Consider the following 13,444-nt stretch of genomic DNA (forward strand, 5'->3'; position numbering starts at 1 on the left):
CACTATTTTAAATAACAATTAAAAATAGTATAAGGTGCCTAAAGGAGTAATAAAATCCATTTATATCAAAAAAAGATGCCTCAAATTTGAATACCAACATTACACGCCTGGCTTGTATAACTTTGGTTATGCCCTTTTTTTCAGAAATTTCTCGGTTAGGGTTTGTTCTATCCGTTTTTAATATACGCATATTAAAATTTGTTTATTTGAAAATCTACATTTAAAATACACGAAGCTGTCTTGATTTAATGAACATAAATTTTGGACACTAGAGTAGACTAATACATTTAGAGTAAAATAAAAAGGGCAAAACTCTTAAGTTTCAGTCCATTTTTTACCACATATCTATAATTCCGACTAATCAGAGTTTAAATAGAATTTAACAAATTTTTTAGTCACTGTTTCAAATTCAGATTTACTCATAACATTGATATATCTATGTTTATACAAAGCTTGTATAGGAACTACTCCTGAATTTTTTAATAAACGGATCATTAATTCAAATGCTTGTTTTTGTTGATTGGTTAAAGGAATCATAATACACATTCAATCCTATCGTTTACAAATTTTTTAGATAAAAGTGTTTTTATTGTTATTCTACACGAAAAACAAATTTTAAGCTTTATATTTAATAGAAAAGTAAAATAGGCAATTGAGATTATTACTATATTAACAACAAAAAATCCGTTATAAGTATACCTATAATGGACATAGACTATAGATAAAGAGGAAAGAAACCTATAAGTTTCTTTCCTCTTAAGGAATAAATTTTATTTTTTATTCAGATACCTGTGCAGTATCTTCTTGTGTAATGGTAAAAGAGGCAACTTGTGATCCATCAGGATTTAAATAATTAACTTCTATTTTAGCATCAGGCACAAATCCTTTTAAACTGTCTAAGGTAGGCTTCATCGCCTTAACTAAAGTAGGTTTCATTGCTTCAGCATCAATAGCCACTCCAGGTGCTTGAGCAAAAGTGTAGTTATATATTACAGTACTATCAGGACCTTCTTCTATTGTGATATCTGCAACGGAATCACCAGCTTGTGCCTTCAAACTTGGTAACTGTGATTGTGCTGCTTCAATCATCAAACTAAGGTAGTCTGACGAACTACTTTCTGTAGAGGCAGTAGTAGAACTCGTAGTAACGTCACTACTTTTACTATTTTTTTCCGAAATGATTGTTGAAGTACTAGAACTTGACGGACTTGTTTCCTTATTAGAGCACGCTGTTAAACTTAATAATGTCACAATCCCTAAAAATATTACGCCTATTTTTTTCAATTTTATTCTCCTGTTTTCTCTATTTTTTTACAAATTAGTAAATAATCACAAACTCCCAATATTTTTGTGGTCATTTACCTATGAATATTTTAGATTATCTGGAATTTCATTACAATAAAAAGTGCAAAAATTATTTTTATAAAAATATCGTGTATCTACATTTTTCTAATAATTATAGAAGTTCTCCTTAAAATGAAAGAAAAAAACAGGAACCCATAGAGGAACCTGCCTTGGCTTTATAATTATTTTTCTGTAAAGATTGCAGTCAATATAGAATTTTTACTGCTTGTAGTAAATATATCTGTAGGTAAAAAAGCACTGATAGTTATAAATATAGATAATAGCATAGTGAGAAATGTAATTATTGGTGATCCAGAAAAGTTTAGACTAGCTAAAGATGGGGTTACATCCGAATAACCGCCATACACAGAAGCCATACTAGATACTGAGTTTAATACAGATGAATATAAATTCATACCCCAAGTATAACTAAGTGCATAGTATACAATGTATAAGACTAAAATTGCTTTACTTTTCAAGCCAGTATCTCTTAGTCTTCTTACTGACAACGCGATAGAAGGAATGATAATTGCTAATGAAAATACTAATATTATAAATAGCATAAAACCATTGATAGGTGATTCATAATATTCTCTATTACTAGAAGAAACAACGGTAATAATCGTTAAAATAAGATAAACAACTAAAACCCCCAACATTGCAAACCAATAACCTCTACGTGTAGACCGTCCTCTAAAGTCAGCATATCCTTTAAAAAAATCACTGAAAGCTTGAGAAAATGATACTTTTCCTTGTTCTGATATTCTTTTCATAATAATCTCCTTTCAAAGATATAATATTATCAGAAAAATTTATTTCAATCTATCTAAATTTGAATCATTTACAAGATGCTGCTTCAAAATGACTCAGTTAATTAATGTAGCACTTAAAGGCTACAGATTAAAAATTCAATTAAAGGGAATATATAAAGCATCACGTCACAATAAAAAGCGTTACCTATGGGTATACCCATAGGTAACGCTTTATTCTATATTCCATTAAAGAACTACTGGATACCATACCAACCAATACCTTCATCTCGCCATCCAATTTTAATCAAACTGTTTTGTTCTGATAAGCTAGAGGTGTAGTTGTGTGTTCCTGTCCTAGCATTTGGATTATAGGACCTATAAAGTGGTACGGATCTATTGATATCAGAATACCAACCTGTCCCTTCGTCCTTCCAACCCGCTTTGATAAGAGACTCTCTTTCAGAAGTTGAAGTTGTATAATGGTGATCTCCAGAGTTTAAGTTGTAAACTCTATACACATTAATGCCCGAGGTAGGCGCTTGCCAGCCGATACCTTCATAAGACCATCCACTATTTTCTAAATTGTTTCTTTCTATGACTGAATTCGTATAGAAATGTTCTCCAGAATTAGGGTTATACAAGCGATACATACTTTTTACTTTAGAATTTTCACTTGAGTTATAAGGAACAAGCGTTTCATATTTACCTACATCCGTTAAATATGAAGAAGTTACAACTACATTATTACTATTAGTTAAAGTAAATTTTTGAGTCTCATTTATACGGACATATTCATTTGGAACATTACCATATCCAAAATTCATATATGGTGATAGAGATAGATAAACAGAGAAGTCACTCCCACCATTCCTTGAGACAGCTGTACCCGCAGGATATTTATATCCTGTAGAGTCCTTTAAATCAATTGTTGTAACTCCTATATCTACTTGCTTAGTAACATTTGCAGCATATGTCTTCTCGATGTTGACAAATAAACTCAGAAATAATATCAACATAGAAATTAAAGTAATTTTTTTAATCTTTATCATACAAATACCTCCCCAAATTTCAATTAAAATGACGTAAACCTACAGAATAATAATTTCATTAAGTCTTACCTGCACGTATCCCAAAAGTAATACTCAGAAAATACTAGATACTATTATTTTATTTCCAAATTATATTGCTTTCATCAATGACAATCTGATAACTACCACGGTCTTCTGTATGTGTAATAGCAGGGTGTGTCACATTTTTATAAACATCACGAGTTGCAACGTTGTTTAGTTTTCCTTCTGAATCAAGTTTATCTGCGTAGTCAGTAATAGCTTGCTGTTCTGCATCACCTTCAGTAGTCCCAATTTGATGATACGACTTGAATTGTTTTCCATCTGGGAATGTGTATAAAGTATAAGCCCAATCATTTGTTGTGTACTCTGGTTGGTCAATAACGGTTACAATATTAGGAACCCAAATCTCTTTTGTTCCGTATTCCCAATCTCCTTGTTTTAAAGAGTACCAACCGACACCTTCATTTTTCCAACCTTTACTTACTAAAGACTGTATTTCATTTTGATAAGCTGAATAGTGGTGTGAACCAGCTTTGGCGTTAGAATTGTACGAACGATAAATTGGATAGGTTCTAATTTCAGAAGAATACCAACCAACACCTTCGTCTTTCCAGCCATTTTTCACTAAATTATTTGATTCATCACGGGATGTTGTATAATGATGGTCACCTGAGTTAGGATTATATACTCTAAAAACTGCATTTTTGCTTTTTTTAGGCGCATTCCAACCGACACCTTCATCTTTCCAGCCAGCCGAGATTAAACCTATTTTTTCATTGTTATTTGCCGTATAAAAATGTTCTCCTGAGTTAGGATTATACACTCTAAACATTTTTTGAATACCTTCATCTGCTGCGAACACTTGTGAGCCGAAACAAGCAAGTGAAAATATTGTTACCAAACTTCCCAAAACTATCTTCTTCATTTTCTCTCCTCTAATTGAAAATATTACCAGTAGCATAGTCCAACGTATAACCATCTTCCACATTAAAGATAAACACATTGTAACTGATCGTGCTGTCTTCCACGCTTTGCGCTTCCATATGCACCCCACGACAAAGTAACTCATTGTCTTTGAAATAAGGCGTCACACGGTACCGTACATGATTTTTCGTCTGTCTCATATAGTCTGCTACTTGATTCTCATATTGTACCATGGTTTCTTGGTTCATTTGTTCTGTCCCTGTAAAAAGGTTCTTCCAGTTGTCATTTTCTCCAGCCAGCTGATAGCCAACTAAATGTGATCGATTATACAAATATTTATCGATCGATAATTTTCTTTGTTTCCACCCAGTAGGATAAACTGACGAAATATCTCCTCTTTTTTCTGTAGGCATTAAATCCTAACAAGGCATTTGCAACACCAACACGATTCAAATTGTCGAAGTTTGAAAAAGTCTGCCATGATCCGTTAGCCAGGGACAAATCTTCCTGATTGAAATTCGGTTAATTATTGCAATGTTACTATCTTCAACGTATGTAACTTCCGTATCATCTGGCAAATAAGGGATAGTAAGTGTAGAAGTACCATTTTGATTCATCGCTGAATTGCTGATCTCAGCGTTTATAGTTGTATTGGTCTGGTCTTTAAGTGTCTCTTCAGTATCTAAGTAATTACTTCCCTCCATGCAAACAATCCTACAGCTAATGGGATCAATACACCTAATAGACCCTTACTGTTCTATCTTTTTCCACAATACAGTGAAATAATATAGGCTATTTTGGTTCCTATAATAAAAATACGAGCAAGACAGGCGATATAATCTATAAAATGAGCCCTTTTTGAATGTGACGTAACAATGATTTCTGAGAGGAAGTTTTTTTGTTAGAAAACAAGTGAAATTCTCATTTATTTTTCATTTTTAAAAAGACAAATGAAGAAATCTCACGTATAATCAAAATTCATAGAGGGAGGAATTAAATATGGAAAATAAAAATAAAGCACAGCCATGGTATAGTCTAGCATTTATTTGGGGTGGTTCTATGGTATGTGTCCCAAGTTTACTAATCGGCAGTACATTAGTTTCAGGTATGAGTTTGGGGAAAGCTTTATTAGTTGGATTAGTCGGTTATGCAATTACGGTGATTATTATGGTTCTTCAAGGTTCCCAAAGTGTGGATTTGCATAAACCAACTGTTCAAATTGCAAAACAAGTTTTTGGTGAGGTAGGTTCTCAACGAATCATATCAATTGTACTAGCCATTGCTTGTTTAGGATGGTTCGGAATTCAAACTAATGTTGCAGGATCTGCTTTTGCTAATCTCTTGGCTCTCTATGGAATTCATATTTCTATCCCAGTTTCTTCAATTATTTGGGGAGTTATCATGCTGGTTACTGCAATTTACGGTATTCAACTGATTCGTTTAATTAATTACATTGCGGTTCCTTACTTGGTATTAGTTTGTTTATATGGCTTGTTTGAAGCCCTGTCTTCAGGACAAGGGACACAACTTTTACAAACATATCAGCCCAGTACAAACCTTTCTTTTTTTGAGGGATTAGCAATTACTATCGGATCTTTTGCTTTAGGCGCTGTGATTGCTGGAGATTATTCACAATACTCAGAAAAGCGATCTGATGTTGTTAAAGCTGCTGGTGTAGGAATTATTCCAGCCGGTGTTCTGATGATTGCAGTAGGAGCCATTTTAGCGATTGTCAATAGAACATCTGATATTAGCAGTGTTTTTATGAATATTGGTTCTCCTCTGATAGGTGGAATCGCTTTAATTTTAGCTACTTGGAAAACAAATGTGATTAATGCTTTTTCGGGTGGTTTAGCAATTATAAATGTTTTTGGCATATCAAAGGAGAAAGAAAAAATTGCGGTTGCAGTTGCTGGAGGTATTGGAACATTGCTAGCAGTTGTAGGGATTTTGAATTATTTCGTTCCGATTATGTCTATTCTTTCAGCCATGATTCCTGCTGTTGCAGGAGTAATGATTGCTTCTTATTGGGTTATTCAAAAAGGGAATCCAGAAAAATGGGCACCAGTTTCAGGAATCAACTGGTTAGGAATAAATTCATGGTTAATTGGAGCAATAATCGCAGTTATCCCTGTGTTATTAGGTTTTTTCCCTTCTTTGCCGCAATTTCCTAATCAGCCGCTGATAGGAATTGTATTATCTTTCATCTGCTACTTAGCAGGATATAAATTTTTTGCAAAAAAATCAAATAATCATCATGTGAATACAAGAGAAATGGAGGAGTAAATATGCGTTATTTAAATGAAAAAGCAGTTGAGAATATTGCTGTAGGAGCAGCTTTTTTAGGGACAGGTGGGGGTGGCGACCCTTACATTGGTAAAATGATGGCTTTATCTGCAATCAAGCAACATGGTTCCGTCCAATTAATTTCTTCAGAGGAAGTTACTGATGATGATTTTTTTATCCCTTCAGCAATGATGGGGGCACCATCAGTACTAATTGAAAAATTTCCTAAAGGAGATGAATTTCTCCGGGTATTTCAAAAGTTAAGCAGCTATTTAAACATTGAAAAAATTTCTGGAACATTCCCAATGGAAGCGGGAGGTGTTAACTCTATGATACCTATCGTCGTGGCAGCGTCACTAGGTATTCCAATTGTAGACTGTGATGGAATGGGTCGGGCATTTCCCGAATTACAAATGACGACCTTCAATTTGGGAGGTGTATCATCGACACCGATGGCCATTACTGATGAGAAAGGAAATATCGGTATCTCAGAAACGATAAATAATAAGTGGACCGAAAGACTTGCAAGGGTTCAGACAGTTGAAATGGGTGCTAGTTCATTAATTAGTATCTATCCGTCAAATGGACGTCAACTAAAAGACCATGGCATTCACGGGATTGTAACTTTGTCGGAAAAAATTGGTGAAGTGATTTGTAGCAATGAATCAGAAGAGACGATTAAACTTAAAAATTTATTAGATTTAATTAATGGAGTTGAACTGTTTCAAGGGAAAATAATGGATGTCATTCGAAATGTTAAGAACGGGTTTAACCTTGGCGAAGCAATGTTAGAGGGGCTACATGAAAATACCGGTTCATCAATGAAAATTAGTTTCCAAAATGAAAATTTAATTGCTGAAAAAAATGGTGAAGTAGTAGCTATGACGCCAGATTTGATTTGCATGGTTGATTTGGAGACTCTGATGCCTGTAACAACTGAAACACTGAAATATGGAAAAAGGATTCGAGTAATAGCTTTACCGTGTCATGAAAAGTGGCAAAGTGCAAAAGGAATTGAACTTGTTGGTCCACGTTACTTTGGGTATGATTTAGACTACATACCATTAAAAGAATTAGTTACAAGAGGAGGGAGTCAGTATGTATAAAATTGGAATTGATGTTGGAGGAACGAATACTGACGCAGTAATAATTAATGAAAAATTGGAACTCGTACATGGAGTGAAAGTTCCTACTAGTAGTGACATTCAATCAGGGATTGAAAATGCTTTGCAAAAAGTAATGAGTGAATCCGAAATTACGCCAAGAAAAATAAGTCATGCAATGCTTGGAACAACTCAATGTACAAATGCAATTGTAGAACGAAAAAAGCTATCCAAAGTAGGTGTCATTCGTTTAGGATATCCAGCTACCGCATCAGTAAAACCGTACACAGCCTGGCCTGAAGATATGGTAGATACTCTAGGTGGAAAATATGAATTGTTGCATGGTGGATACGAATATGATGGACAGATTCTTTCAGAGATAGATGAGAACGAAGTTAAAAAAGTTTTGGATAGTTGGAAAGGTAAAATTGAATCCTTAGCTATTGTGGGTGTCTTCTCTTCCTTAAAGGATGATCAAGAATTATTAGTAGAGAAATGGGCCAAGGAAATTTTAGGTGATGAAATACCAGTTTCTTGTTCATCACAAATTGGATCTGTGGGTTTTTTAGAAAGAGAGAATGCAACTATTTTGAACGCCGCTTTAGATAAAGTCATGAAATTAACGAGCCAAGGGTTTAAAAAAGCTTTGGAAAAGGAAGGCATTCGAAATGCAAAGGTATTTCTTTGTCAGAATGACGGGACGCTTATGTCGCTTGAATATGCAAACCGTTTTCCAATTCTAACGATTGCATGTGGACCGACTAATAGCATTCGAGGGGCTTCTTACTTAGCTAAAATCAATAATGCCATTGTTTTAGACGTTGGTGGGACAACCTCTGATTTTGGAGTACTAGCTGCAGGATTTCCTAGAGAATCTTCTTTAGCAGTTGATGTTGGTGGAATTAGAACAAATTTTCGGATGCCGGATATTGCGTCTATCGGGCTTGGTGGAGGAAGTATCGTGAGACAAGTTGGAGATCAAGTTACTATCGGACCAGATAGTGTAGGATATCGAATAACCGAGGAAGCCCTTGTGTTTGGAGGAAATCAATTAACGGCGACGGATATTGCTGTAAGATTAGGTATTTCTGATATTGGGGACGCGTCTCTTGTCGCGAATATTCCCAAGGAATTTGCGGAAAAAGCATATGAAGAGATTAGAACAATGGTAGAAGAAGCTATTGATAAAATGAAAACAACCTCTGGAGATGTTGATGTGATTCTAGTTGGTGGAGGATCAATTATTATTCCTCAAGAATTAAACGGGGTCGCGAACGTTTATCATAACCCACATGGTGGAGTAGCAAATGCAATTGGTGCTTCCATCGCTCAAATAAGCGGACAATACGAGCAAATATATATTTACTCAAAGCTTCCACGTCAAGATAGTATGAGTGATGCAAAAGAAAAAGCGACTTATCAAGCAAAATTAGCCGGAGCAATAGAAAATACAATTGAGCTGGTTGAAGTAGAAGAGACACCCTTAGCCTACCATCCGGAAAACGCAACACGCTTACGTGTCAAAGTAGTAGGGAAAATGGAATAGTTTTTATTAATTCTTTTAATAGATTATAAAGAAATTTATTTTTTTGACAATATGATTTTAAGTACTACAAGTAGCCCTAGTAACAATCACTGACAGGGATTTTCTTGTCATATACAAAATCCATAAATCTTGATTTCTAAATAGTTTTAACCTTTTATATCTTTGTACAATAATGAAGAATTTTGAAATTCAACAAAGCAATATTGTAACAAAAATTTCTAGTGTTTTTTGCAAATATAGATAATAACAAAATATGTAATAAGGGGCAGAAAACTGAGAGTTTCTGACCCTTGTTTTTTTAAATTGATATATTCGAACGGCGTCAAAAACTTGTGTTCAGAAAGAAAGTAAAAATTTTGTCGGTTCATGGGTATTCTATAGTAAGTACTAGTGACCAAGATTATAAAAACAGATTGCAAAACTAGAAAAAGCTTGGACGATAAAAATCTTTATCGAAAAATATACTGGAACGAAAAAAGAAGATAGAAAAACAGTTAAAGAGATAATTTCTGTTGTGCAGAGTGGTACCCAGTTATTAGTCACTAATATAGATTTTCTTACAAGAAATATTGTTGCTTTGAATTAGATTATTTCTTCTTTCAATCAATCTATTGTCACCGTCATATTTTTAGAAAATTCATTGATATAAAAGACAAGTTGAGAAGAAAACAAATATTTCATTGTCTAAGCTAAAAAGGATTAAAAAACAGACGTAAACTGAATCTCTTAAAAAGAATTTATTGTAAAAATATATATTTCACTATATAATTCGAAAAAACTTATTTAGAGGTAAAATATATAGACTTAGAAGTCGGTGAACATTATGAAGGAAAGGATTCTCACAATGTTTGAGTTTCTGTAACCCTCATCAAAATTTTAGAGAAGACCTTTGTTGTCAGTTCCGGTACAGAAAATTTTCTTGTTAAAAAGACAAACACTAAAACAAGGAGCATTTTTAAATTACCTCAAGTTTTTATCATTAAAGTTCATGTACTAAAACCTGAGCCATTTGTTCATTAATAGGTTCGAATCCGATAAATTACAATGATGGTGGATAATAATTTACAATTGTCTAGTTTTAAAATAAACTAACCTATATAAACTAGTAATTTTAAAAATTTTGATTTAGAAATGAGGTCTATCATGAAAGACAAGATTTTAGTTTTAGTTGAAAGTTCAGGCAATCCCAAAGGTGCTTTAAAAAAAGCAATTAAATTAGCTAATAAAGACAAAAGTGAATTGCATGTCTTAATATATAACACAACTTTAAAAGAAACTATGGCATTAGAAGAAACTGAAGAAGATTCTTACTACTCAGGGGCTTTCGTAGCTCAAAATGGAAAACTAATCGAAGAAATTGCAAATGAAAATAATGAAGAAACAAAAGAATTCCTATCACAAATAAAATTAGATGAACAAGATGATTTGATAATTTCATATGTATTCAATGGTTTAAAGAAAACAATTGTCAACTATGCACAAGAAAAAGCAATTGATTTAATTATTTTAGGACAAGACGAAGAAATTTATGGGCATTTAGCTTTAGGTTCTTTAATAAAGCACATAATTAAAAATTCACAGAGTGACTTATTAATCATAAATTAAGGTATTAAATCTATTTTTTACTAATAAACAATAAAAATAAAGGAGGATCGTGATATATGCCTACAAATTATAAAGAAATATTGGTTCCAGTCGATGGATCAAAAAACTCCCAAGATGCTTTAGAAGAAGGAATTAAGATTGCAGAGATGAACTCTGCTAATTTAACGGTTTTATTCGTGCGAGATAAAACAAGCACTTCTGAAAATCCATATGAAGCGGAATTAGCTTATGAAGACCTTGGCGAAGAAGAAAAAATAATTATGAATACTTCAAATGAATTGATTAAAAATCATGATAATACTTCTTCAAAAATTTTGGTAGGTTATACTAAACCAGCTATAATTAAATATGCAAAAGAAATAAATAGTGACCTTATCATCATGGGAGCAACAGGAAAACATTCTTTTGAAAAATTATTGTTAGGTTCAGTAACCTCTTATGTCCTTAATCATTCAAACTGTAATGTTTTGGTGGTAAAATAGTTACGTATTGTATAAAATAACTAATTCGGATAAACATTTAAGACACACGAACTGTAAACCAAAAAAAATTTAACCATCCAACATTAATGAAGGCTATCTCGGGATCCTTAAGATAAAATCATAACTTGTAGTTCTCGTTTGAAACGAGAACTATTTTTTTTAATCTAATTTTGTAGACTTTTTTCTAATTACTGTGGTTACTCCCCCCATACTTATAATGGACAGACTCGAATTTAATGTATATACACGCAAAATGATTTATTCAAATAGTTTTTATAATGAGTAATCGAGTACTTAAAAGCGCCTAAACTACTCGCAACCCTTGATATAAAAATCTTTTTTATTTTGATAACCTCAGTTAAGAAGACTATTATTTACTCAATCTGATGAAAGAATTTAATAATCAATTAAAATGACGCAGAACGAGTAGAACAAATGTTGATGGTAACGCTATGAAGAAGCTCTTGGTTTTTATGGCGCAATTACAAGAATTTATTGATACGTCCATGACTATATTATTGATTAATTAAACTATATATATTGCCATCTAAGCTACCCCTTATCTGTATATTAATAGCTCCAAGTAAATCACACTTATTAGTAAAAGAATATTCTCCATTATTAATAAATAATTCTGTTAACCCCTTATCTAAAAACAGTCTTAATGATTGAACTTTTATATCTTTTACTTTTTGTATTCCATGTCTGATACTATCTTTAAACATTATAATTAGTTCATTTTCTTTGAAAATGATGGAAAACAAAACATTATTTTTTTTTGAGCTCACATTTATCTCAAAACTATCCTGGTGATTCGTTGCATCTAATTCAATCGTGTCAGGTAATTTAACGTGGTCATGTAAATCATATTGGTTTAAGCGCAATTTTTTCATCTCTTCTATAGGGAAAAAATGCAATTTTTTATTTATATATTTTATTTCTCGTGGTAGAGTTAAGGCCCCTACTTGGGGGTTGTTCTCTTTTTCTTGCAGACCAGGCATACCAAACCACGCAATCATTAATTGACGTTTTTTTATTGGATCATAAAACGTCTGAGCAGCATAGAAGTCTTGACCTTGATCTATTTTTTCCATATGATAGTCCGTTACTTCAGATTTAAATAAAAAATTATTTTTTATCCACATGCTACAAAACTCATTAGTCCCAGTGTTCTTCAATCCTTTTGGGGACACCAATAAAAATTTTTCATTTGACAACTCAAAATAATCTGGGCATTCCCACATAGTACCATCGCCATCTCTTGCTTTAATCAAGATACCTTTATAAGTCCATTGATCCATTTCTCCATTAGATTCATATAATTGAACTTGTCCAAAACCTTCCTTTGAAGATTCACCTCCTACAATCATGAATAGAGAATTTTCAACTTTATAGATTCTGGGATCTCTGAACCGTTGCGTATTATTTTGAGGTCTATTAGAAATAATTGGATTAGATTTTAACTTTTTAAACTGGATACCGTCATTTGAAATAGCCACGCACTGTTTTTCTTCATATGTAGTTCCCATATTTTTATGACCAGTATAAGCTAGGTATAACTGTTCTCCTTGGACGTATGCTCCCCCAGAGTAACAGCCATTCTGATCATAGTCCTTATCTGGTGATAAAGCATAAGGAAGGGCCTTCCATTTGATTAAATCTTTTGATATAAAGTGACCCCAATAAATATCACCAGGTCGATTGTCATGTGGGTTAATCTGATAAAACACATGATAATGATTTTTATAAAAAATTAGTCCGTTAGGATCATTCATCCATCCATTTTGGGGAGATAAGTGATAGGCATATCTATAATTAATTATATTATTATCCATTTATATTCTCCTTATGTGAATTTAATACAGCCAGTAATAAATTTTTAAAGATCTATTACTGGCAACTTTTTTATTCATCATCATCATTAATATTTGATTCCTTTATCTTTTGTGAAAACAAGTCAACCTTACCAAGCGTAACTAATTTGGGCAATACATCAGTCAAACTAGCTCCTTGCTCCTGATAATTTACTGCTTCAATCATTATTGGCATATTTACACCAGTAATTATGTCAAAATTACTTGATAGTAATATTGCTCTTTTTGATAATTCATTAAAGGGTGTTCCATACAAAAGATCAGAAAAGAATAACACATCTTGTTGTCCTAATTTTTGAAATAATTCATCAAGCTTTTTTTGAAAAGGGATTAAACCATTTTTATCTAATGTTACCACAATGACATTTGATAAATCATTATAAAAATAACTTAAAGAATTTTTTATTCCATTACCAAATTCACCATGACTGGCAATTACTATTTTATACATTTATATC

General features: G+C 32.7%; 11 protein-coding genes and 2 pseudogenes. 6 read left to right on the top strand and 7 right to left on the bottom strand.

Annotated features, from left to right (window positions below):
- Nucleotides 1-777: 777 nt before the first annotated feature.
- From ID741_RS03235 to ID741_RS03255, 5 genes and pseudogenes are all read right to left on the bottom strand, one after another.
- The gene (locus tag ID741_RS03235; protein ID WP_438719021.1) at nt 778-1,284 is read right to left on the bottom strand and encodes a hypothetical protein; all 507 of its coding nucleotides are present in this window, start codon (nt 1,282-1,284) and stop codon (nt 778-780) included.
- A gap of 242 nt (nt 1,285-1,526) precedes the next feature.
- Complete coding sequence (locus tag ID741_RS03240; protein ID WP_438719022.1) at nt 1,527-2,117, bottom strand: DUF805 domain-containing protein; 591 nt, start codon at nt 2,115-2,117, stop codon at nt 1,527-1,529.
- Between the two features lie 233 nt (nt 2,118-2,350).
- Entirely contained in the window at nt 2,351-3,145 is a 795-nt protein-coding gene (locus ID741_RS03245) for a hypothetical protein (RefSeq protein ID WP_438719023.1), read from the bottom strand.
- Between the two features lie 118 nt (nt 3,146-3,263).
- A complete protein-coding gene (locus tag ID741_RS03250) occupies nt 3,264-4,091 on the bottom strand; it encodes a hypothetical protein (RefSeq protein WP_438719024.1) in 828 nt (275 codons plus the stop codon).
- A 10-nt stretch (nt 4,092-4,101) separates the two neighbouring features.
- Nucleotides 4,102-4,612, bottom strand: a pseudogene (locus tag ID741_RS03255) (DNA/RNA non-specific endonuclease); the annotation flags it as partial.
- 477 nt (nt 4,613-5,089) lie between these two features.
- Between ID741_RS03255 and ID741_RS03260 the strand changes: the two are divergent.
- From ID741_RS03260 to ID741_RS03285, 6 genes and pseudogenes are all read left to right on the top strand, one after another.
- Nucleotides 5,090-6,376, top strand: a complete 1,287-nt coding sequence (locus ID741_RS03260; protein WP_438719025.1) for a cytosine permease — start codon at nt 5,090-5,092, stop codon at nt 6,374-6,376.
- 2 nt (nt 6,377-6,378) lie between these two features.
- On the top strand, nt 6,379-7,482 hold the full coding sequence (locus ID741_RS03265; RefSeq protein WP_438719026.1) for a DUF917 domain-containing protein: 1,104 nt from the start codon (nt 6,379-6,381) through the stop codon (nt 7,480-7,482).
- The gene (locus ID741_RS03270) at nt 7,475-9,025 is read left to right on the top strand and encodes a hydantoinase/oxoprolinase N-terminal domain-containing protein (protein ID WP_438719027.1); all 1,551 of its coding nucleotides are present in this window, start codon (nt 7,475-7,477) and stop codon (nt 9,023-9,025) included. Before ID741_RS03265 ends, ID741_RS03270 begins: the two co-directional genes overlap by 8 nt.
- Nucleotides 9,026-9,357: 332 nt before the next feature.
- Nucleotides 9,358-9,608, top strand: a pseudogene (locus ID741_RS03275) (recombinase family protein); the annotation flags it as partial.
- 560 nt (nt 9,609-10,168) lie between these two features.
- Complete coding sequence (locus ID741_RS03280) at nt 10,169-10,630, top strand: universal stress protein (protein WP_438719028.1); 462 nt, start codon at nt 10,169-10,171, stop codon at nt 10,628-10,630.
- A gap of 56 nt (nt 10,631-10,686) precedes the next feature.
- Nucleotides 10,687-11,112 (top strand): universal stress protein, encoded by a 426-nt coding sequence (locus tag ID741_RS03285; protein ID WP_438719029.1) that lies wholly within the window; start codon nt 10,687-10,689, stop codon nt 11,110-11,112.
- Between the two features lie 515 nt (nt 11,113-11,627).
- Here ID741_RS03285 and ID741_RS03290 read toward each other — a convergent pair.
- Nucleotides 11,628-12,947: a glycoside hydrolase family 32 protein gene (locus ID741_RS03290; protein ID WP_438719030.1), complete on the bottom strand. Its 1,320-nt coding sequence runs from the start codon at nt 12,945-12,947 to the stop codon at nt 11,628-11,630.
- Nucleotides 12,948-13,017: 70 nt separating this feature from the next.
- Entirely contained in the window at nt 13,018-13,437 is a 420-nt protein-coding gene (locus tag ID741_RS03295) for a PTS sugar transporter subunit IIA (RefSeq protein WP_438719031.1), read from the bottom strand.
- Nucleotides 13,438-13,444 lie beyond the last annotated feature (7 nt).

Origin of the sequence: Enterococcus sp. AZ103 (assembly GCF_051714685.1) — a bacterium.
Taxonomy (GTDB): Bacteria; Bacillota; Bacilli; order Lactobacillales; family Enterococcaceae; genus Enterococcus_A; species Enterococcus_A alishanensis.

What these genes read in the sequence shown, in the direction of transcription:
- ID741_RS03240 (WP_438719022.1), bottom strand. Translation starts at nt 2,117, where the DNA reads ATGAAAAGAATATCAGAACAAGGAAAAGTATCATTTTCTCAAGCTTTC.
- ID741_RS03245 (WP_438719023.1), bottom strand. Translation starts at nt 3,145, where the DNA reads ATGATAAAGATTAAAAAAATTACTTTAATTTCTATGTTGATATTATTT.
- ID741_RS03250 (WP_438719024.1), bottom strand. Translation starts at nt 4,091, where the DNA reads ATGAAGAAGATAGTTTTGGGAAGTTTGGTAACAATATTTTCACTTGCT.
- ID741_RS03260 (WP_438719025.1), top strand. Translation starts at nt 5,090, where the DNA reads ATGGAAAATAAAAATAAAGCACAGCCATGGTATAGTCTAGCATTTATT.
- ID741_RS03265 (WP_438719026.1), top strand. Translation starts at nt 6,379, where the DNA reads ATGCGTTATTTAAATGAAAAAGCAGTTGAGAATATTGCTGTAGGAGCA.
- ID741_RS03270 (WP_438719027.1), top strand. Translation starts at nt 7,475, where the DNA reads ATGTATAAAATTGGAATTGATGTTGGAGGAACGAATACTGACGCAGTA.
- ID741_RS03280 (WP_438719028.1), top strand. Translation starts at nt 10,169, where the DNA reads ATGAAAGACAAGATTTTAGTTTTAGTTGAAAGTTCAGGCAATCCCAAA.
- ID741_RS03285 (WP_438719029.1), top strand. Translation starts at nt 10,687, where the DNA reads ATGCCTACAAATTATAAAGAAATATTGGTTCCAGTCGATGGATCAAAA.
- ID741_RS03290 (WP_438719030.1), bottom strand. Translation starts at nt 12,947, where the DNA reads ATGGATAATAATATAATTAATTATAGATATGCCTATCACTTATCTCCC.
- ID741_RS03295 (WP_438719031.1), bottom strand. Translation starts at nt 13,437, where the DNA reads ATGTATAAAATAGTAATTGCCAGTCATGGTGAATTTGGTAATGGAATA.